Raw genomic sequence first — 16,866 nt, forward strand, 5'->3', positions numbered from 1 at the left:
AGTTAACGGTGGTCGAAAGGGCCATCGACTGTCCCGCACGTCTTTGTAATCACGGAAGTGGTTAACTCCTCGGCCATCTTTGGGTGACATCATCGTGAAAGGGTCAACAGGGAAAATGAATGGTTATGAACACCGCTCCAATTTTCGCCCCGCCGGACACACCCTGCGAACTGCGCGGGGAACACAGGCCGGTGGATCTCGTTTTTCTCGCGCGCCAGACCGGTGGCGATCGTGCGCTGGAGGAGGAGGTTCTGCGACTTTTCGCCAAGCAGGCCGCGATTCTCGGCAACGATCTGCGCTCCTCGTCCGACTGCGATTTCCGAAAACGCCAGGCGCACACGCTCAAGGGAGCGGCGCGCGCGATCGGCGCTTTCGGGCTTGCGGATCAGGCGATGCTGATCGAAAGCGACCCGGACAATACCGCTCCGGTAACGGCTCTCCTCAGGGAAGTCGAAACCGTTCGCGACTATATCGCCTCGCTGCTGCGTTAATCTGTAATCGCGGCAAATCGACCGCTTGAAGGCATTTCAGGCTCATTCCGGCGCCTGCCGGTTGACTTTGCCGGTCGTCCGGTTAAGTCGCGGCTTTATTACCCCTATCGCCTGTTGGTCCATCCGGAGAGCATGATGCCGAAGTTGACCGTTGTCGCGTTTGACGGCACCCGTTTTGAAATTGATGCCGAGACCGGTTCGACGGTCATGGAAAACGCCGTGAAGAACAGCGTTCCGGGTATCGAGGCCGAGTGCGGCGGTGCCTGTGCCTGTGCGACCTGTCATGTCTATGTGGACGATAGCTGGACCGAGACTGTCGGAAAGCCCGACGTCATGGAAGAGGACATGCTGGATTTCGCCTTCGAGCCGAAGCCGGTTTCGCGTCTTTCCTGCCAGATCAAGATGACGGATGAACTGGACGGCCTCGTCGTCCACGTCCCTGAGCAGCAGGCCTGACCGGGTCCGCGACGACCGGGCAGCCAGTGACTCTTCCCCGAAATGACGTCTTTTTCCCGCACCGGTGGGCGCTCGCGCATGGCCGAGAGCTGACGCTCGGGCCGGCGGGCGTGTTGATGGGCATTCTCAACGTCACGCCCGACAGCTTTTCCGACGGAGGCCGTTTCGAGGGCGTCGGGGATGTCGTGGCGCATGCGGCGGCGATGGCCGAAGGCGGCGCGGCCATTCTCGATATTGGTGGCGAAAGCACGCGGCCTGGCGGTGATCCTGTCGATGGAGAGACCGAACAGGCCCGCGTCTTGCCGGCCATTGCGGCGGTTACCGAGGCCTTGCCGGATGCGGTGCTGTCGATCGACACCTACCGTGCCGAAACCGCGGAAAAGGCCGTCCTCGCAGGCGCGCATATCGTCAATGACGTGTGGGGGCTGCAGCGCGAGCCCGATATCGCCCGTGTCGCGGCGGCGACCGGGGCGGGGCTTTGCATCATGCATACGGGTCGCGAACGCGAAAAGCTGCCGGATGTCGTCGAGGATCAGTTCGCCTTTTTCGAGACCTCGCTGGAGATTGCCGCAAAGGCCGGCATCGACGATGCGCAGATCGTGCTCGATCCCGGCTTCGGTTTCGCGAAGGACCCGGCGGAAAACTTTACATTGATGGCCCGATTCGCGGAGCTGTACGCGCTCGGCTACCCGATCCTGGTTGGCACGAGCCGCAAACGCTTCATCGGCCATGCCACGGGGCGCGACGCGGCGGAGCGCGATGCGGGAACCGCGGCGACGACTGCGTTGCTTCGGGCGGCCGGCGCCGCCGTCTTTCGCGTGCACGATGTCGCGATCAATCACGATGCGCTTGTCATCGCTGATGCTATGCTTGCGCGACGGCCCGCGCGATGAGCGCCTGCAAACGGGAAATTTCCGCGTGATGTACCAGATCAGGATGATGAACTGCGCGTTCTTCGCGCGTCACGGCGTGTTCGAGCAGGAGGAGTTTCTCGGTCAGCGCTTCTATGTCGATGCCGTCCTGACCGTCGATCCCGGCGATGCGCTCGAAAAGGACAGCATCGAAGGGACGGTGGATTATGGCGTCGCCTTCCAGGAGATCGAGAAAATCGTCACGGGCGAACGGCGGTTCCTGATCGAGGCCATCGCACTGGAGATCGCAAAGGCGCTTTGCCGGCGGTTCCCCCAGATCGTCACGGCCGACATTACCGTTCGCAAACCGAACGCGCCGGTTCCTGGCGTTCTCGATCATGTCGAGGTGCGTGTCGTGCATGAAGCCCGGTCCGATGGCTGAGGCAGTCACCGCCTATCTCGGGCTGGGCGGCAATGTCGGCGATGTCGCCCGGTCGATGCGCGATGCGCTCCGGAAGCTCGATGACGATCCCGAATGCCGCGTCACCGCCGTTTCGCGAGTCTACAAGACGCCGCCATGGGGACCTGTCGAGCAGGACTGGTTCCTTAATGCCTGCGCAGCCGTCGAAACAGGGCTTTCGGCTCCTGACCTTCTCGATCTCGTGCTGCGCACCGAGCGTGAGCTTGGTCGCATCAGGATGACCCGCTGGGGACCGCGCACGCTCGACATCGACATATTGCTCTATGGAGACGAGCCGGTTTCGCTCGAAAATCTGACGATCCCACATCCCCGGATGGTTGAACGGGCTTTCGTCATGGTTCCGCTCGCCGACATCGCCGGCGATGTCATGTTAGCCGGCCGGACGATTCGCAATCACGCGAAGACCTTCCGCGACGAAGGGCTGGAAGTGACTGAAATCGAGCTGTGAAACCGGTAGACGGCGCTGCGCCTAGCGGACGGAGCCGACCGCGACCGAATCGATTCGGTCCAGCTTCATTCCGATCACCGGAACGAGCGCTTCTCCGACCGTGACGGAAACGGTGATGTTGAGCTGGTCCTTGGACGCGAGGCGGGCGAGCATCGCGCCGTCCAACTGGTTGCGCTTGAGCGTCAGCACGGCCCGGTCCGGCGTGACGGTGCCTGCGATGACATCGAGACCTTCGCCCCGTGCGCCGTCGAGGAAACTGCCCGTATAGCCACGGCCCTTGCGTTTCACCGTCGCCTTCATCTTCTGGGAGAACAGTCCCACGCGGCAGCCGCCGTCGAGGGTCATGCCAAGCTTGTTGTTCGGCGTCAGCCCGGAAAATTCACAGGTGAACTTGGTGCCCTTGTACTTCCCGGCGACGATTTCGCCCGGTCCGCGCCACTTGCCCTCGATCTGGCGGAAAAACCGTTGCTCGCGCTCGCTCGCATCGGCGGGCGCGTCAAGCGCCGCGAGCGGAAGCATGGCAAGGCAGGAAACGGCCATTGAACGTAGAAGCATGGCAGGCGGCTCTCGTGGTCGGCTTTGCGATCAGCGCATCATTGGCCGGAATGGTTAACACATACTTTGCAAATCGCGCCAGTGCACGACTTGTTTAACTCACGAAGTATTACACCGTGTCGCCGGCCTTGTCGGCACCGCCGTCGCGCGATGCGGTCAGCGTCGCGAGAACCGAGGAGAGCCGTGGCCGATTGACGGCGTGGAAGGGGGCAGGGCGGCTGACCTCCATTGCGGCGAGGCCGACCCGCGCCGTCATCAGTCCGTTCAGCACGCCTTCGCCGAGCCTCGCGGAAAGTCGCGACGCCACGCCGTGGCCGATCACCTGTTGCACGAGGCCGTCGCCGAAGCTTGCGACGCCGGTGACCGCGAGATGGCTGAGGACTTTGCGCAGAAGGCCCAGATTTCCGAATGCGCCGGTGCGGCCGTCATAGAGTTCGCCGAGCCGGCGGACGAGCCGGAAATTCTCGTAAAGGACGTAGAGCACGTCGAGAAACGCACGCGGGCTGACCGCCGTGACGACGGACACGCGCTTTGCGGCACCGTTGACGAGCAGGAAAGCATCGCGATCGAGGCTGCGAAACAACTCGTTCTCGGCGAGCGCATAATAATCCGCAGCGTCGAGTATCTCGCCCTTCTGCTGCGCAAGCACGGACCGTCCGGCCGAACTCTTCGGATTGGAGGCCATGAACTGGACAAGCTGGCGGGTCGCTCGCGAAAGCCGCTTGTCATCGGTTCCGGCGAGCGCCTCTTCCAGTTCCTTGCGCAGGTGGTCAACCGAGCGCAGCCGCCACACGGCCGAGACTTCGCGAATGACGATCCCCGCGACGGCCAGCGCGAGGAGGGTGGCCACGCCCAGAGACAGCCATCCCAGCCATTCGTTGCGTTCGAAAAGCGCCCGGACGACAGAATCGATCCAGAGCCCGGCCGCGAGGCTGGCGAACAGGCCGATTGCGGCGATGGCCAGCGAGGCGAGCGACAATCCGCGCCTTTTCCGGTCAACCTCCTCGGCGACGGACCGGTCGGCCACCATCGCCTCGCGCTCGAAGAAGTCATCGGCCTCCATTTCGAGCGCCGGACCGGGCGCGATGGCACGCGGTCTGCGCGGCGCCGCGGGTTGCGGTTCGGGAGCCGGCGTCTCGGGTTCGACCGCGAAGGCGCGCGGTTTGCGGCGGTTGGTGTCGTCGCTCATGTCACGCGGTCCCCGATCAGGAATTGAAGCGCCTTGTCGAGGCGGATATGCGGCAGCGACAGCGTCAGGCCCTCGGCGTCGCGTTCGAGTTTCGGCGGCAGGAACCGGACGAAGCGATGGAGACCCTGCGCCGACGGCTCCCGTTCCTCGAAGATTGAATCAGGTTCGTCGGGCAAGTCTCCGGGAAATATGGCGGTTTCGGTTTTTCCGTCGAATGTCTCGCCATCGATGGTCTCGCCGGCGATCGGGGTTCCGACAATGACTGGAAGGCGGTCCTTGCCTTCCTTGACGGTTGCCTCCCTTGTGGCGCGGACGGCGGCGAGCGCCAGCGATTCCACGCGCGCGCCCTTCATGCCGGCCTTCGCGATCGAGCGCTGGACGAGGCGGCGCACGATAGCCTCCATTTTCGGGTGGTCTTCGTGGTGAAGATGGTCTGCCTTGGTGGCCGCGACCAGGATCCGGTCGATGTTGCGTTGCCAGAGGCCGGTCAGGAAGTAGTGCCCTCCGGGCCGGAAACAGGACATGATGTCGCCGAGCGCCCGTTCGAGATCATGCACTGCCTCGGCGCCGGCATTCATCGCCTGCATCGCATCGATCAGCACGATTTGCCGGTCCAGCCGCGCGACGTGGTGGCGAAAGAACGGTTTGACGACCAGCGATTTATAGGAATCGAAGCGCCGCTCCATCATTGCCTGGAGCGAGCCCTGAGACGGTTTCGAAACGAGATTCGGCAAAGGCGCGAAGGTGAGGGCGGGCGACCCGTCGAGGTCTCCGGGCATCAGGAAGCGTCCGGGCGGCAGGGTCGACAGCGCCAGATTGTCCTGGCGACTGGCCTGCATGTAGCGCTTGTAGGCTTCGGCGAGGTTTTGCGCGATCGTTTCGTCGGCAGGGCTGTCCGGGTCAAGCGGATCGGCCAGTTCGAAGAACTCACGCGAGAGCGCCGCGCGACTGCCGGACCGTGCGAGGTCGAGCGCCTCGGCAGAGAACTCGGCATAGGATTTGGCGAGCAGCGGCAGGTCCAGCAGCCATTCGCCGGGATAGTCGACGATGTCGATGGTCAGTTTGCCGCCGGGGAACAGACGGTTCCAGCCGCTCGCGGACTCGTATTCCAGCGTCAGCCGCAATTCGGATATCGCGCGGGTGGAATCCGGCCAGATCCTGTTCTCGACAAGATCGTAGACGTGGTTCTCATAGGCAAAACGCGGCACGCCGTCGTCCGGCTGCGGTTCGAGATAGGCGCGCGCCAGCCGATTGGAATGCGCGAGGTTGAAGAGCGGCAGCCGCCCGCCATGGATGAGATTGTGCACGAGCGCGGTGATGAACACCGTCTTTCCGGCCCGCGACAGTCCGGTCACGCCGATCCGGACATTGGGCGCGAATACGCCCGCCGCCCTTTCCGCGATCGTGTCGAGGGCGATAAGCGCTTCATCGCCGAGCGAAACCAGATTTGCCACGTCTTCCCCTTGTCCGGCGTCGTGCCGTCAGAAACCGATATAGGTGCTGACGGTGTCGGTGCAAAAGGGCGCAGTGCTGATCAGGCGTCGGTCGGCGTCAGATAGGTTTCGAGAAATCCGGTTTTCGTCGCGAAATCGAAGGCGTTTCCCTCGAAGCGGATTACCGCGAGCGCTGCGGTGCGAAAGCCCATGTGCAGATCGTCAAGCGCGGCTTCGTCGCCCTCGCGCGACAAGGCGAGAGCGGCATCCTCGAGCATCGGATTGTGCCCGACCAGCATGACGTCTCCGTCGGAGCCGGTCGCCGCGGCGATTTCCAGATATCCGGGTGCATCGGTCGCATAGAGGTTCTGGTCGTAGCGGGTCGCATCGTCGAGATGCAGCGAGGTGCTGAGTGCTTGCAGGGTCTCGACCGCGCGCGCGGCCGTCGAACAGATCACCACGTCCGGTACGAGATGGCGCGCTGCCATCAGGCGCCCCATGGTCGTGGCTTCCTCGATCCCCTGTTCGTCCAGCTTGCGGTCGAAATCGCGCATGCCGGGCTCCGCCCAGGCTGCTTTTCCATGACGAAACAAGAAAAGGCGGCTCAATTCGTAACTCCCAGATGCCACGATGCGATGCGATTACCCTGCGGCGTCGGCAAGCGCAAATCATACGTTCGTGGCAAGGCTGGCCTCCGTGGACAACGCCGTCTCCATGCGCGCTGTTTGCTATCCATTCGCATTCGCAATTCAAGGGATTCCAAGGCGTTTATCACTTCGTTGCGAATTGCGTGAAACGGAACTTGCCGCTAGGGCGCGGTGCGATTATAGAGCGCGCAAAGGTATCATGCTGGGAGTGAATCAGTGGCACCCAAAGAAGTCCCTGCTGACTATATACCGGCCGAAGACGAGCCTTTCATGAATGAAAGGCAGCGCGCCTATTTCCGCAAGAAACTGCTGGCCTGGAAGAACGATATACTGCGCGAAGCGCGTGAAACGCTCGACCACATGCAGACCGAAAACTCCAATCATCCCGACCTTGCGGACCGGGCTTCGTCCGAGACCGATCGCGCCATCGAATTGAGGGCGCGAGACCGTCAGCGAAAACTTATCAACAAGATCGATCTTGCGCTTCAGCGCATCGACGAAGGCACCTACGGCTATTGCGAGGAGACTGGCGAGCCGATCGGCGTCAAGCGCCTGGACGCACGTCCGATCGCCACGCTGTCGCTGGAGGCGCAGGAACGTCATGAGCGCCGCGAAAAGGTCTATCGCGACGACTGACGGATTGCGCATCGCATCCATGATTGACGCATAAAGGGCGGGACCTCGGTCCCGCCCTTTCTCATTTCCCGAAGGTCTTTCCGCGTCAGCTTCTGCGCGTCAGTTGCGCGAGCAGACGGTGCATCTCGTCTTCCAGGGATTCATTGCTCGGGGAGGGCGATGAATCCTCTTCTTTTTCCGCGCCTTCGGCTTTTTCGGCTTCGTCGTCCGATGCCTGAACAGGCTCTTCGGTCTCTTCTGCGGCGACCGGTTCCGGCTCGGGCGCGGATTCGCTCACGGTCTCGACCGGGGGCTCCTCGGAGCGCTCGACATCCGCCGAAAGTGCAAAACGCTGCGGAAAGACGATCGGCGCTTCAGGTTCGGGCGCCGGTTCCGGGGACTCAACCGCTTCCGGTTCGTCGTTTCCGGTTTCCACCGATGCGATCATCGGAGCATTTTCGTCGGTTTCGTCGGCAGGCGCGTCCGATTCCACCTCGTCGAGCGAGGTCAGCACGGAAAGCGGTGGCACAACCGGTACCGCTTCCGATTCGGCAGGCGTCAGGTCTTCAGCCGTCGTCTCCGGGGTTGTCGCCGGTGTGTCGGCCGGTTTTTCCGGTTCAGGGGATGGCATCACCGGCTCTTGCTCCATTGCCGGGCGCATGGTGGCCGCAGCCACCTGCTGTGGAGGCTCGGGCGGCTCGAACGGTTCGGGCGCGGCCGAAGTTTGCGGGGCAGGTGCCTCGACAGGTTCGGGCTCTTCCTGCTTTCGGAATGTGGCGAGTGAAGCGGCGGTTTCCGGCGGGCGAAATGTCGGCTGCACGGTCTCGCGCGGCGCGCTGCTCTCGGCGGCAGGCTCCGGGCGCGGCGCGGGCGGTTGCGGTGCACGTGCCGTGGCAAGTGTTGGCTCGCGTCGCTGATAGGCCGGCGTGGACGCCAGTACGGCGGCCGGGGTCATTTTCGGCGGATTGGCGGGCGGCGCCTCGCGTCTTGGCTGAGGCGGAGTCGCCGGCGGTGCCGGACGGTGAGCGGTTTCGCGTGCGGGCGCTTCACGCGGCGGCTGGCGGCGCGCCGATTGCGCGGCTTCACGCGCGCGGCGCTGTTCCTTTGCCGATAAGGGCTGGCCGGCTTCCGCGGGCACCTTGGCGATATTGGTTTCGATCACGAGATCGTTCTCACCGCCGATCATCACCAGATGCTCGACATCGTCGCGGCGAACCAGGACGATTCGCCTCTGGTTGTCGACGGCGGTCGCATCGACGATACCGAGTCGTGGCCGGCGATTGCGTCCGCCCTCGACGAAAACGCCGCCGGCGACGCGGCGGGTCCAGAACCAGGCCACCCACAGGAGAATGAGAACAGCCAGAGCACCAAGGAAATAGAGCGTGTAGGTCGCTGCTTGCTCGCCGAGCAATTGCGTCAGCCATGCAGTCATTGATTGTCCTCTTCCCTGTCCGGCGCGATTTGGCTGCCTGATACATCGAAGGTGTTAGCAACGACAAACCCGAATGACAAATTTTACGGGCAGGACTTTCGCCCTGTGGATGTTTGTGATTCAAACCAGTCTAATGCGGCGATTCGAGGGATACGGCGCGAGCCGGCAAAACCGCCATGGCAAGTGAATACAGGGCGCTTGGTCAGATGGGACCCCGGCCGAGTGCTGCGGTTCGGCTTCTGATCCTTGGCGTCGCTTCTCTGGGCGCCGCCGCGTTTCTGTTCTTCTACCGCGAGAATCTCAACGAGACTTTTCTTCTCGTCATGCTCGGCCTGCTCGCCATGGTGGGCGTTTTCTACCTTTTCGCGTCCGCCATCGGGTTCGTGGAATTCGCGCAAAACGATAGTGCCGAGGATTTCGGCCGCGCCTATGCCGATTCGATGGCCGATGGGATCTGCATTCTCGATGAGAAGGGCAGCATCCTTTACTCGAATACGGCCTATGAGGAGATGATTGGCGCGTCCGGCGCGGAAGACCTGCAGTCACCGGAGTCGATCCTGTCCCGCCACGACGATGCCGCCAATGCCGTTTATCGGCTCGCGAACAGCCTGATCAGGGGTGTCGAGGCCGATGAGGAGTTCCGCCTGCCGAACGGTCTCGGTGCACGCGACGGCGGCGCGCATTGGTACAGGGTGTCGGTACGGCTGATGGCCCGCAAGGGCCGTGGCGAACCGTTCCGCATCTGGCGGCTCGCCGATATCACGGCCGAACGCGACGATCAGGAACAGACCTTCCTGGAGCTGCAAAAGGCGATCGATTATCTCGACCAGGCCCCGGCGGGCTTCTTTTCCGCAGACGCGCAGGGCCGCATCCAGTATGTCAACGCGACACTGGCCGGCTGGCTGGGTATGGACCTGGCAGCCTTCGCGCCGGGCTCGGTCTCCCTTTCCGATCTCGTCACCGGCGATGGCGTGGCGATGCTCAACGCCGTGCGGGCCGAACCCGGCACGGTGCGTACCTCGACCATCGACATCGAGCTTACGCGGATGGATGGCGTCAGCCTGCCGGTGCAACTTATCCACAGGGTTCACGCCGACCGTGAAGGCGGAACGGGCTCGACGCGCACCATCGTCCTGAACCGTTCGGAACTGGGGGAGGCCGCGGACGATCTGCGGCGCTCGGAAGTCCGGTTCACGCGCTTCTTCAATTCCACGCCGATGGCGATTGCCGCGTTGGACAATGATGGCCGGCTGCTGCGCACAAATGCGCCCTTTATGAACCTGTTCGGCTCCGTCACGGACGCCGATGCGGTCGACGGGCGCATCCGCTTCCGCGAATTGCTGCAGGGCGATTCGGTGGACCGATTCGAGAAGGCGTTCGCCGCTGCTTGCGCGAATCAGGCGAAGATCGAGCCATTCGACACGGTGATCGATCCCGACGCCGACGAGCGCCATTTGCGGGTCTTCGTGAACGCGGTCGCCGGGCATGGTGGCAATGCGGAAGGTCCCGCGACCGAGGAAGCGGCCATCGTCTACGCGATGGACACGACCGAACAGAAGGCGCTCGAGGGCCAGATGGCGCAGAGCCAGAAGATGCAGGCCGTCGGGCAATTGGCGGGCGGCATCGCGCACGATTTCAACAACGTGCTCACCGCCATCATCATGGCCTCCGATCTGCTGCTGACCAGCCACCGGCCCTCCGACCCGTCTTTCCCGGACATCATGAACATCAAGCAGAACGCCAACCGGGCCGCATCGCTGGTGCGTCAGCTCCTGGCGTTTTCGCGCCGGCAGACTTTGCGTCCCGAGGTGCTCGCGCTCACCGACGTGCTTGCGGATCTGCGCATGCTGCTGTCGCGCCTCGTGGGCAATTCTGTGCATCTGCACATCGAACACGGCCGAGACCTGTGGCCGGTGAAGGCCGATCTCGGTCAGTTCGAACAGGTGATCGTCAATCTCGCGGTCAATGCGCGCGATGCGATGCCGGAGGGTGGCGATCTGCATATCCGTACGCGCAATGTCGATACCGCGAATTGCACCGAGTTCGGCTATCGCGGTTTCGAAGCGGGCGACTATGTGCTGATCGAGGTGGCGGATAGCGGTACCGGCATCGCCGCCGACGTGCTGGAAAAGATCTTCGAGCCCTTCTTCACCACCAAGGAGGTCGGCAAGGGCACGGGGCTCGGCCTGTCCATGGTCTACGGGATCATCAAGCAGACCGGCGGTTTCATCTATGCCGATTCCGAGATCGGCGAGGGGACGACGTTCAGGATTTTTCTGCCGCGCCATATTCCCGCCGAGAGCGAGTTACCCGCCCCGAAGGCGGAAACGCCGGAGACGGAGCGCAAGCGCGACCTTTCGGGGACCGCGACCGTGCTTCTCGTCGAGGACGAGGACGCCGTGCGCATGGGCGGCGTCCGTGCGCTTACTTCGCGCGGCTACACCGTGCACGAGGCGTCAAGCGGCGTCGAGGCGCTGGAACTGATGGAAGAACTGGACGGCAAGGTCGACATCGTCGTCTCCGACGTGGTCATGCCGGAAATGGACGGCCCGACGCTTCTCACGGAACTGCGCAAGACGCATCCCGATATCAAGTTCATCTTCGTGTCGGGCTATGCGGAGGATGCGTTCTCGAAGAATCTTCCCGAAGGAGCCAAGTTCGGATTCCTGCCGAAACCGTTCTCGCTCAAGCAGTTGGCGACGACCGTCAAGGAAATGCTCGAGGACGAAGACTGATCTTCGTTGCTGCGAATAGTCTGTGAGATGCGGTTTCAGGCAGCCCTGAGGTCGAGGCTGGCCGCTTCGCCTGATGGGCCGGTTCTGCTCAGGGTCCGCAACTCGGCGGCCCTGTTTTCCATTCCGCAGGCCTGGGCGATCTTGCCGGCCCTGCGCAGCAGGAAGGCTTGTTCCTGGATCGCAAAAGCAATCCGTTCGAGCTTTTGTTGCTGTTCGACCATCATGTCTACTTCTTCATGACATCCCGACACATTTCGGGGGCGAGAAGAAGTAGGCCATATCTTGCTTGCGCGAAACTTGTTACGCGCCGCGACGGAAACCGGGATTTACCGTGTCAGCGACGGCGTCTTGCGCGCACGGGAACCGGCTCGAGCCGCGCGGAGGCGTGGCCGACATGGTTCAGTTCGATCGCGCGGCGCGCCATGGAACGCGCTTCGGCAAACAGGCCCTGGGCCTTGAGAAGCTTGGCCTGCTTGATCATCAGCCGGGCGAGATCGAGCAGCAGGGTGGGGCGACTGGACATGACGGCTATCTCCTTTGCCTGTTGTCCGTTGCGGTGGGAGCATGACGCGAATTTGCATTCCGCGTCATGCGCAGACCCTGAATGAACGCTCCACCTTTCGGACTGCTTTCGCAAGCAACGTTCGTTCACGACTGCGTGACGCCGCCAAGACTAACACCGATTCTTTTTACGCTGCACGCGAAATTCGGATCACCGAACGCTGGTCCTGTAAAGCAAACGGGGCGCCCCGTTTCCGGAGCGCCCCGTCAGGCGTCGATGTTCATGCCGTCTGCTCAGCGGAAGCGGAACAGGCGTGCGGCGAAACCGCGGCGCTTGCGAGGCGCCGGCGAAACCGCGCCGGCTTCGCGCCGGGAGGCGATGTCGAGCATGCCGGAATAGGCGGCAAAGATGCCGTGGTTGTTCATGTTGGAGATCCCGTCTTCATTTTTGGATTGTGATCGCCCGGTACGCCCGAAGGGCGTGTTGCACCAGCGCGATTTCGGCATCCCTGACATTCCTACCGGTCATGGGTCGCGTCGCCAGGTGACATGCGCTGTTTCGTTTGCGACGCGGGTGAAATTCAGCTCACCGGAACGCGACAATCAGGGGGGCGCTTGCCCGAACCGGATCGTACGCCGTTCCAGGAGAAACGGTCCGTCCCGCCGCCACTCATCCAGTAGCCGTCGAAACGCGAGGCGTCATCGGCGAAGGTGAAAACCGCCGGCCCCTCGCCATAGACGTCGCTCCAGATGACCGCGACGGTGTCTGCGGATTGCGGATCTGTCGGTGTGATCGCGCCGGCGATCCGCCGGCCGGTGGATTCGATGAAGACATATTTGCCGGCGAGTCCGTCTACGGTCGCGACGAGCGTCGTTTCGATCGGCACCAGCTCACCGCCGGAAACCGCGCAGCCGAGATAGCGGCCGGCATAGAGGTCGAGCGTGTCGGCTGATGCGGCGAATGCCGGGAGAAGAAGGGAAAGAAGGAAAGCGAAACGGACCATGCGGGCAAACCTGCCACGTCTTGGCCGTTTCGCAAATCGCAAGAGCGCGCCCCGCGCTGGAGGTGCCGCGGGACCGCCCGGTGTCGCGCGGTCAGAAGTTGCGGAACTTGCCGCGGTCGATTTCCTGCATACGGCGTTCCAGATCGTAGATCGATGCGGAGCCTTCAAGGTAGCGCTCTTCTGCTCTCTCGCGGGTCGGCGCGCCGAAGGAATGGGCGAAGCGGCTGAGGGCTTTGGCAAAACGATTCTTGGCCATGGAAATTCTCCTTTCGTTGAGCAGAATATGATGCTGCGGCGCATCATTTTGCAGATGGAGAAGTCGCAATGCAGCCATGCGAAATCGGTATGGCGCATGAAGAAAAGCGCCAGCGGGTTGCGGGAAGGGCGTGCCGGGGTATCCTGCCTTACGTCAGGTGAGGCAATCGGATGAAATGCTATCGCGGTACGGCGCACCAGATTGTGCTCCAGGAAAAAGTCGATGCACTCGCGGACTGGACGCGCAGCACGCCCGGCGCCTGCCAGACCGGGCGTCTCATTGGCACGGATAATCCGGACCGGCTCGGCTGGGAGACGGTCTTCGGCCATCTCGAAGAAGATGGCGTGTTCGGCATGCGAATGATCCCGGCCGCAGACGTTCCGGCAGTCGAAGCCCGGCTCGAAGCGCGGGATTGCCGGTTCGACACGTGGGATGTCTTTCAGGCCGAAGCGCCTGTGATCCGAAGCACGCTGGCACAGCTCGATCTGGCCCTTCCCCCCGGTTTCGTCCCGCTCGATCGTTCGCTCCGGCAGGAAGCCAGAACTATCGGCCGCGTTCAGGATTTCCTGGTCGAGAACGGCATCGCCCCCTTTTCGGGCGCGATGCTTGCCGGGTTGCATGGACGCTCGGCGCTGACTGTCATCCTCACGCCCGACGGGGACATCGCGGCCACGGCTTACGCCTATTTTCCGCATAATCGTCACAGCCCGCATTCAGCCTGTGCCTGGGGTGGTCTTGTCGCCGTCGCCCCATCGCATCGCGGGCGTCGTCTCGGGCTTATCGTCAATGCCATGATGCTGCTGGAGGCTGTGGACGACCTCGGCGCGGCAAGCGTTCATGAACTCGTTTCCACCTCAAACGAGGCATCGCGGCGCATGGTGTGGCGCTGCGGACTTGTTCACCATCCGGAGCTGGTCAGCGGCGTTGCAACACGCGGCTCGGGTCGTTTCACGACCTGAGACCATCACTTCCGGAAATCCAGCGGTCTGACTTCGCCGGTCGCGATCCGGCGGCCGCTGTCGTCGGTCGCCAGAAATCTGGGCGGGGCATCACTTGCCAGCACTGCGCAGGTCAGGTGGCCGGAGCCGAACGCGCCGGTGTCGACCGCTATGCGGTTTCCGTGGACCTCCGGCAGGAAGCTGTCGGTGGGCGTATGTCCGTGGACGACAATCTTTTCCAGCGGTCCCTGAAATTCCAGGAATTCGTGGCGGATCCAGCGGGTCGTCACCGGGTCCTGCCGGTCGAGAGGCAGGGCGGGATCGATGCCGCCATGAACGAAGACATGGCTGTCCGTCTCGATACTCCAGTCAGCGGCACGCAAGGCCGCGACGTGGGTTGAGAACCCGGTAGAGAAGCCCTCCGCGATCGTGTCGATGCCGTCCCGCTCGCTGAAACCGTAAGAGGCGATGGTGGCGATCCCGCCATTGGCGAACCAGTGCCGCGCAACCGTCTCGCGATGCACCACGTCGTCCAGGAAGCGCAGCAGGAATTCCTCGTGATTGCCAAGGACAAGCGCCGATCCCGGATGGGTCTCGATGGTTTCCAGAACGCGCTCCATCGCCTGCCTGCTGTGCGGGCCGCGATCGATCACGTCGCCGAGAAAGACGATGCGCGTGCGCGCGCCGCGCTTGGAAGCATCGACGCGAATCGCCTCCAGCAGCGCGTCGAGAAGGTCGGACCGTCCGTGAATGTCGCCGATGGCGTAGGTGATAAGCATGTGGCCAGATTGGCGAAGTCGATGGCGCAAGTGTGACGGATCGCGAGAGGCTGTGGACAGTTAATGGCCGTCGGGCGCCGTTTCCGGCCCCTCGCTCCAGGCGCGGACGTCTTTCAGCAGGCCGAACACCTCCTTGTCGTCGATGTCCAGCGCCTCGAAATGGTCGGCGAGGTTTTCAAGATATTCCCGGCTGGTGCCGAGCCGGCCGGACCCGCTGGCGATAAAGCGGACCTTGTCCTCGTGCGCAATGTCGGTGCGGATCTGCGGCGTGTCATGATTGGCGACGAAGGCGAGCGCCTCGACTGTGCCGGCTCTGGTTTCGCAGCCGACGAATTCCGGCACGTAGGACCCCATCAGCATTTCGCGCTTGAAAAGGATGCGGCTTTCGGCCTCGACGAGGTCAGCGGCGATGCGGAAGACCAGCCCGTCGCAATGGTCTCCGGTGTCGAGCGCCGCCATCAGGCCCGGCCGCTCCGGCGTTCCGCGGCCGCCGCGGACATCGTAAAGGCAGAAGGAACGGGCGTATCCTTCGATGCGGCCATGGCGCACTTCGGCGAACAGGAAGGCCGGGTTCCACATCAACGATCCGTAGGCGAAGACCCAGATATCCTGGCCCTCGCGTCCGGCCAGCGCCGCCTTGCGAAGCGCCTCGCGGTCCTCATCGCTGTAGCGCCAGTTGTCCGGCATCCCGCGCGCCTTCATTTCAGCGTCGAGGTCCGAGGGTTCGAAGGTGCGGAAGCGGGATTTCTCCGGCTCGATGATCCTGCTGCGCAGGACCGGGTGATGGACGAAGGGATCGGCGGCTTCGGTCATATATCCTATCTGTCGCGGCGGCGGCGGGTTTGCAAGCCGCATCGGCGTCAGGCGGACCGGTTGCGCTCGTAGAGCGACACCAGCGCCTCGACATTGGGCGAGGAGACGCCCTTGCGCCACGCGAGCAGGGTCCGCGCGCGGTCCTTGTCCGAAGGAAGGCTGTGGATCTGCAGCGCGTCGCCCGCCGGAACCGTGGGAATGACCGCCGCCGGTAGCAGCGCGACGCCCATGCCGACGGCCACGCAGCCGAGCATCGCGTGGTAGGAGCCCAGTTCGACGATGCGCTCGGGCATAACGTCGCGCGACGCGAACCAGTCCTCCAACCGCTTGCGGTGGGCGCAGCCATGCTCGAAGGCCAGCATCACGCGCGACGGGCTTCCGGGTGGCCCGTCGAGCGCAATGCCCTTCGCGGTGACGATGGCGAGGTCCTCGACATAGGCGGTAAGCGTGTCGAACGGCCCGTCGGGTAGGGGCTCGCCGGCAAAGGCGGCGTCGATCTCGCCGGCCATCAGGGCGTTGGCCAGTTCCAGCGTGTTGCCGGTGCGCAATTCTATGGTCACGTCGGGAAAGCGGCGTCCGAATTCGGCCAGCGCGGCGGGAAGGCGCACGGCGGCCGCGCTTTCCATCGATCCGAGCCGCAGCGGACCCCGTGGCAGGCGATCGGTGACGGCGGTTTGCGCTTCGGTCGCGAGATCGAGCATGCGGTCCGCATAGGTGAGCAGCGTGATCCCGGCCGGCGATAGCTTCAGTCGCTTGCCCTCGCGCAGGAACAGCTCGACGCCGAGCTTCTCCTCGAATTGGCGAATGCGGGTCGTCACGTTGGACTGGACGCGGTTCAGCTTCTCGGCGGCGCGCGTGATGCCGCCTTCGCGGGCGACGGCGCGGAAGATGCGAAGGTCCGAGAGTTCCATTCTTAAATCTCTAATTGAGAACCATATCATCTCTATTATTCATTTTTTCTGATGATGTCACGCTGATATCACCCGTTGCGACAGGCAACTGGATGATTGGCGATGAAGACGATCCGCAAATATGCCGAGTCGGGTTACGACCTTTCCGCGCTCTCTTCGATGGAGCGAGACAGGCTGATGGACGAGGCGCGGTTGGTGGCCCCCGCCTTGCGCGAGGTCGCGATCCGCAAATTCTTCAGGCGCATCGGGACTTTCTTTCGCCGTCCCGCGCCGGACTATCCGGGCAGTGCCGTCTCCTGCGATCCGTGACGCGCGTTGGCAGGGCTTGCAT

General features: G+C 63.2%; 22 protein-coding genes. 9 read left to right on the forward strand and 13 right to left on the reverse strand.

The window, feature by feature from the left end; translation table 11 throughout:
• Positions 1-125: 125 nt before the first annotated feature.
• From ACQK2M_RS12880 to folK, 5 genes are all read left to right on the forward strand, one after another.
• Positions 126-491, forward strand: a complete 366-nt coding sequence (locus ACQK2M_RS12880) for an Hpt domain-containing protein (RefSeq protein WP_223475070.1) — start codon at positions 126-128, stop codon at positions 489-491.
• A 135-nt stretch (positions 492-626) separates the two neighbouring features.
• Complete coding sequence (locus ACQK2M_RS12885) at positions 627-947, forward strand: 2Fe-2S iron-sulfur cluster-binding protein (protein ID WP_223475069.1); 321 nt, start codon at positions 627-629, stop codon at positions 945-947.
• Positions 948-973: 26 nt separating this feature from the next.
• Positions 974-1,840, forward strand: a complete 867-nt coding sequence (folP, locus tag ACQK2M_RS12890; protein ID WP_425418148.1) for a dihydropteroate synthase — start codon at positions 974-976, stop codon at positions 1,838-1,840.
• Positions 1,841-1,868: 28 nt separating this feature from the next.
• Positions 1,869-2,240, forward strand: a complete 372-nt coding sequence (gene folB, locus ACQK2M_RS12895; RefSeq protein ID WP_223475067.1) for a dihydroneopterin aldolase — start codon at positions 1,869-1,871, stop codon at positions 2,238-2,240.
• The gene (folK, locus tag ACQK2M_RS12900; protein WP_425418149.1) at positions 2,233-2,727 is read left to right on the forward strand and encodes a 2-amino-4-hydroxy-6-hydroxymethyldihydropteridine diphosphokinase; all 495 of its coding nucleotides are present in this window, start codon (positions 2,233-2,235) and stop codon (positions 2,725-2,727) included. The genes folB and folK overlap by 8 nt, the downstream gene beginning before the upstream one ends.
• 21 nt (positions 2,728-2,748) lie before the next feature.
• Here the strand turns inward: folK and ACQK2M_RS12905 are convergent, their stop codons facing one another.
• The 4 genes from ACQK2M_RS12905 to ACQK2M_RS12920 form a co-directional block, all read right to left on the reverse strand.
• Positions 2,749-3,282, reverse strand: a complete 534-nt coding sequence (locus ACQK2M_RS12905; protein WP_425418150.1) for a hypothetical protein — start codon at positions 3,280-3,282, stop codon at positions 2,749-2,751.
• Positions 3,283-3,391: 109 nt separating this feature from the next.
• The gene (locus ACQK2M_RS12910; protein ID WP_425418151.1) at positions 3,392-4,471 is read right to left on the reverse strand and encodes a YcjF family protein; all 1,080 of its coding nucleotides are present in this window, start codon (positions 4,469-4,471) and stop codon (positions 3,392-3,394) included.
• Positions 4,468-5,925, reverse strand: a complete 1,458-nt coding sequence (locus tag ACQK2M_RS12915) for a YcjX family protein (protein ID WP_425418152.1) — start codon at positions 5,923-5,925, stop codon at positions 4,468-4,470. Before ACQK2M_RS12915 ends, ACQK2M_RS12910 begins: the two co-directional genes overlap by 4 nt.
• Positions 5,926-6,005: 80 nt before the next feature.
• A complete protein-coding gene (locus ACQK2M_RS12920; RefSeq protein WP_425418153.1) occupies positions 6,006-6,533 on the reverse strand; it encodes a SixA phosphatase family protein in 528 nt (175 codons plus the stop codon).
• A gap of 288 nt (positions 6,534-6,821) precedes the next feature.
• Here ACQK2M_RS12920 and dksA point away from each other — a divergent pair, with 288 nt between their 5' ends.
• Complete coding sequence (gene dksA / locus ACQK2M_RS12925) at positions 6,822-7,187, forward strand: RNA polymerase-binding protein DksA (protein WP_223475061.1); 366 nt, start codon at positions 6,822-6,824, stop codon at positions 7,185-7,187.
• A gap of 85 nt (positions 7,188-7,272) precedes the next feature.
• Here dksA and ACQK2M_RS12930 read toward each other — a convergent pair whose 3' ends face one another.
• Positions 7,273-8,598 carry a hypothetical protein gene (locus ACQK2M_RS12930; RefSeq protein ID WP_425418154.1) on the reverse strand — a complete coding sequence of 442 codons (1,326 nt, stop codon included), beginning with the start codon at positions 8,596-8,598 and terminating at the stop codon, positions 7,273-7,275.
• Between the two features lie 176 nt (positions 8,599-8,774).
• Between ACQK2M_RS12930 and cckA the strand changes: the two genes are divergently transcribed.
• The gene (gene cckA, locus ACQK2M_RS12935; RefSeq protein ID WP_425418155.1) at positions 8,775-11,333 is read left to right on the forward strand and encodes a cell cycle histidine kinase CckA; all 2,559 of its coding nucleotides are present in this window, start codon (positions 8,775-8,777) and stop codon (positions 11,331-11,333) included.
• A 35-nt stretch (positions 11,334-11,368) separates the two neighbouring features.
• On the opposite strand, the gene ACQK2M_RS12940 is transcribed toward cckA, so the two are convergent.
• The 5 genes from ACQK2M_RS12940 to ACQK2M_RS12960 all read right to left on the reverse strand — a co-directional run bounded on the left by ACQK2M_RS12940 (position 11,369) and on the right by ACQK2M_RS12960 (position 13,172).
• A complete protein-coding gene (locus tag ACQK2M_RS12940; RefSeq protein ID WP_425418156.1) occupies positions 11,369-11,557 on the reverse strand; it encodes a hypothetical protein in 189 nt (62 codons plus the stop codon).
• A 110-nt stretch (positions 11,558-11,667) separates the two neighbouring features.
• Positions 11,668-11,856 (reverse strand): hypothetical protein, encoded by a 189-nt coding sequence (locus tag ACQK2M_RS12945; protein ID WP_425418157.1) that lies wholly within the window; start codon positions 11,854-11,856, stop codon positions 11,668-11,670.
• Between the two features lie 272 nt (positions 11,857-12,128).
• The gene (locus ACQK2M_RS12950; protein WP_425418158.1) at positions 12,129-12,341 is read right to left on the reverse strand and encodes a hypothetical protein; all 213 of its coding nucleotides are present in this window, start codon (positions 12,339-12,341) and stop codon (positions 12,129-12,131) included.
• 74 nt (positions 12,342-12,415) lie between these two features.
• Positions 12,416-12,838: a hypothetical protein gene (locus tag ACQK2M_RS12955; protein WP_425418159.1), complete on the reverse strand. Its 423-nt coding sequence runs from the start codon at positions 12,836-12,838 to the stop codon at positions 12,416-12,418.
• 91 nt (positions 12,839-12,929) lie between these two features.
• Positions 12,930-13,172, reverse strand: coding sequence for a DUF3563 family protein (locus ACQK2M_RS12960; RefSeq protein ID WP_425418160.1), 243 nt, complete (start codon positions 13,170-13,172; stop codon positions 12,930-12,932).
• 92 nt (positions 13,173-13,264) lie between these two features.
• Between ACQK2M_RS12960 and ACQK2M_RS12965 the strand changes: the two genes are divergently transcribed.
• On the forward strand, positions 13,265-14,053 hold the full coding sequence (locus ACQK2M_RS12965; RefSeq protein ID WP_425418161.1) for a hypothetical protein: 789 nt from the start codon (positions 13,265-13,267) through the stop codon (positions 14,051-14,053).
• Between the two features lie 5 nt (positions 14,054-14,058).
• Here the strand turns inward: ACQK2M_RS12965 and ACQK2M_RS12970 are convergent, their stop codons facing one another.
• Genes ACQK2M_RS12970 through ACQK2M_RS12980 form a run of 3 tightly spaced genes read right to left on the reverse strand, consistent with a single transcriptional unit; the run spans position 14,059 to position 16,535 of the window.
• On the reverse strand, positions 14,059-14,811 hold the full coding sequence (locus ACQK2M_RS12970; RefSeq protein ID WP_425418162.1) for a metallophosphoesterase family protein: 753 nt from the start codon (positions 14,809-14,811) through the stop codon (positions 14,059-14,061).
• A 60-nt stretch (positions 14,812-14,871) separates the two neighbouring features.
• Complete coding sequence (locus tag ACQK2M_RS12975) at positions 14,872-15,624, reverse strand: gamma-glutamylcyclotransferase (protein WP_425418163.1); 753 nt, start codon at positions 15,622-15,624, stop codon at positions 14,872-14,874.
• Positions 15,625-15,671: 47 nt separating this feature from the next.
• Positions 15,672-16,535 carry a LysR substrate-binding domain-containing protein gene (locus ACQK2M_RS12980; protein WP_425418164.1) on the reverse strand — a complete coding sequence of 288 codons (864 nt, stop codon included), beginning with the start codon at positions 16,533-16,535 and terminating at the stop codon, positions 15,672-15,674.
• A 102-nt stretch (positions 16,536-16,637) separates the two neighbouring features.
• On the opposite strand from ACQK2M_RS12980, the gene ACQK2M_RS12985 reads away from it, so the two are divergent.
• Positions 16,638-16,844 (forward strand): hypothetical protein, encoded by a 207-nt coding sequence (locus ACQK2M_RS12985; RefSeq protein WP_425418165.1) that lies wholly within the window; start codon positions 16,638-16,640, stop codon positions 16,842-16,844.
• The last annotated feature ends 22 nt before the right edge of the window (positions 16,845-16,866 follow it).

It is taken from the genome of Oricola indica, from assembly GCF_965227485.1.
Classification (GTDB): Bacteria; Pseudomonadota; Alphaproteobacteria; order Rhizobiales; family Rhizobiaceae; genus Oricola; species Oricola indica.

Bases quoted from the DNA above. Each gene is read 5' to 3' on its own strand.
- ACQK2M_RS12880 (WP_223475070.1), top strand. From the start codon at position 126: ATGAACACCGCTCCAATTTTCGCCCCGCCGGACACACCCTGCGAACTG.
- ACQK2M_RS12885 (WP_223475069.1), top strand. From the start codon at position 627: ATGCCGAAGTTGACCGTTGTCGCGTTTGACGGCACCCGTTTTGAAATT.
- folB (WP_223475067.1), top strand. From the start codon at position 1,869: ATGTACCAGATCAGGATGATGAACTGCGCGTTCTTCGCGCGTCACGGC.
- folK (WP_425418149.1), top strand. From the start codon at position 2,233: ATGGCTGAGGCAGTCACCGCCTATCTCGGGCTGGGCGGCAATGTCGGC.
- ACQK2M_RS12905 (WP_425418150.1), bottom strand. From the start codon at position 3,282: ATGCTTCTACGTTCAATGGCCGTTTCCTGCCTTGCCATGCTTCCGCTC.
- ACQK2M_RS12910 (WP_425418151.1), bottom strand. From the start codon at position 4,471: ATGAGCGACGACACCAACCGCCGCAAACCGCGCGCCTTCGCGGTCGAA.
- dksA (WP_223475061.1), top strand. From the start codon at position 6,822: ATGAATGAAAGGCAGCGCGCCTATTTCCGCAAGAAACTGCTGGCCTGG.
- ACQK2M_RS12930 (WP_425418154.1), bottom strand. From the start codon at position 8,598: ATGACTGCATGGCTGACGCAATTGCTCGGCGAGCAAGCAGCGACCTAC.
- cckA (WP_425418155.1), top strand. From the start codon at position 8,775: ATGGCAAGTGAATACAGGGCGCTTGGTCAGATGGGACCCCGGCCGAGT.
- ACQK2M_RS12940 (WP_425418156.1), bottom strand. From the start codon at position 11,557: ATGATGGTCGAACAGCAACAAAAGCTCGAACGGATTGCTTTTGCGATC.
- ACQK2M_RS12945 (WP_425418157.1), bottom strand. From the start codon at position 11,856: ATGTCCAGTCGCCCCACCCTGCTGCTCGATCTCGCCCGGCTGATGATC.
- ACQK2M_RS12950 (WP_425418158.1), bottom strand. From the start codon at position 12,341: ATGCCGAAATCGCGCTGGTGCAACACGCCCTTCGGGCGTACCGGGCGA.
- ACQK2M_RS12955 (WP_425418159.1), bottom strand. From the start codon at position 12,838: ATGGTCCGTTTCGCTTTCCTTCTTTCCCTTCTTCTCCCGGCATTCGCC.
- ACQK2M_RS12960 (WP_425418160.1), bottom strand. From the start codon at position 13,172: ATGGCTGCATTGCGACTTCTCCATCTGCAAAATGATGCGCCGCAGCAT.
- ACQK2M_RS12965 (WP_425418161.1), top strand. From the start codon at position 13,265: ATGAAATGCTATCGCGGTACGGCGCACCAGATTGTGCTCCAGGAAAAA.
- ACQK2M_RS12970 (WP_425418162.1), bottom strand. From the start codon at position 14,811: ATGCTTATCACCTACGCCATCGGCGACATTCACGGACGGTCCGACCTT.
- ACQK2M_RS12975 (WP_425418163.1), bottom strand. From the start codon at position 15,624: ATGACCGAAGCCGCCGATCCCTTCGTCCATCACCCGGTCCTGCGCAGC.
- ACQK2M_RS12980 (WP_425418164.1), bottom strand. From the start codon at position 16,535: ATGGAACTCTCGGACCTTCGCATCTTCCGCGCCGTCGCCCGCGAAGGC.
- ACQK2M_RS12985 (WP_425418165.1), top strand. From the start codon at position 16,638: ATGAAGACGATCCGCAAATATGCCGAGTCGGGTTACGACCTTTCCGCG.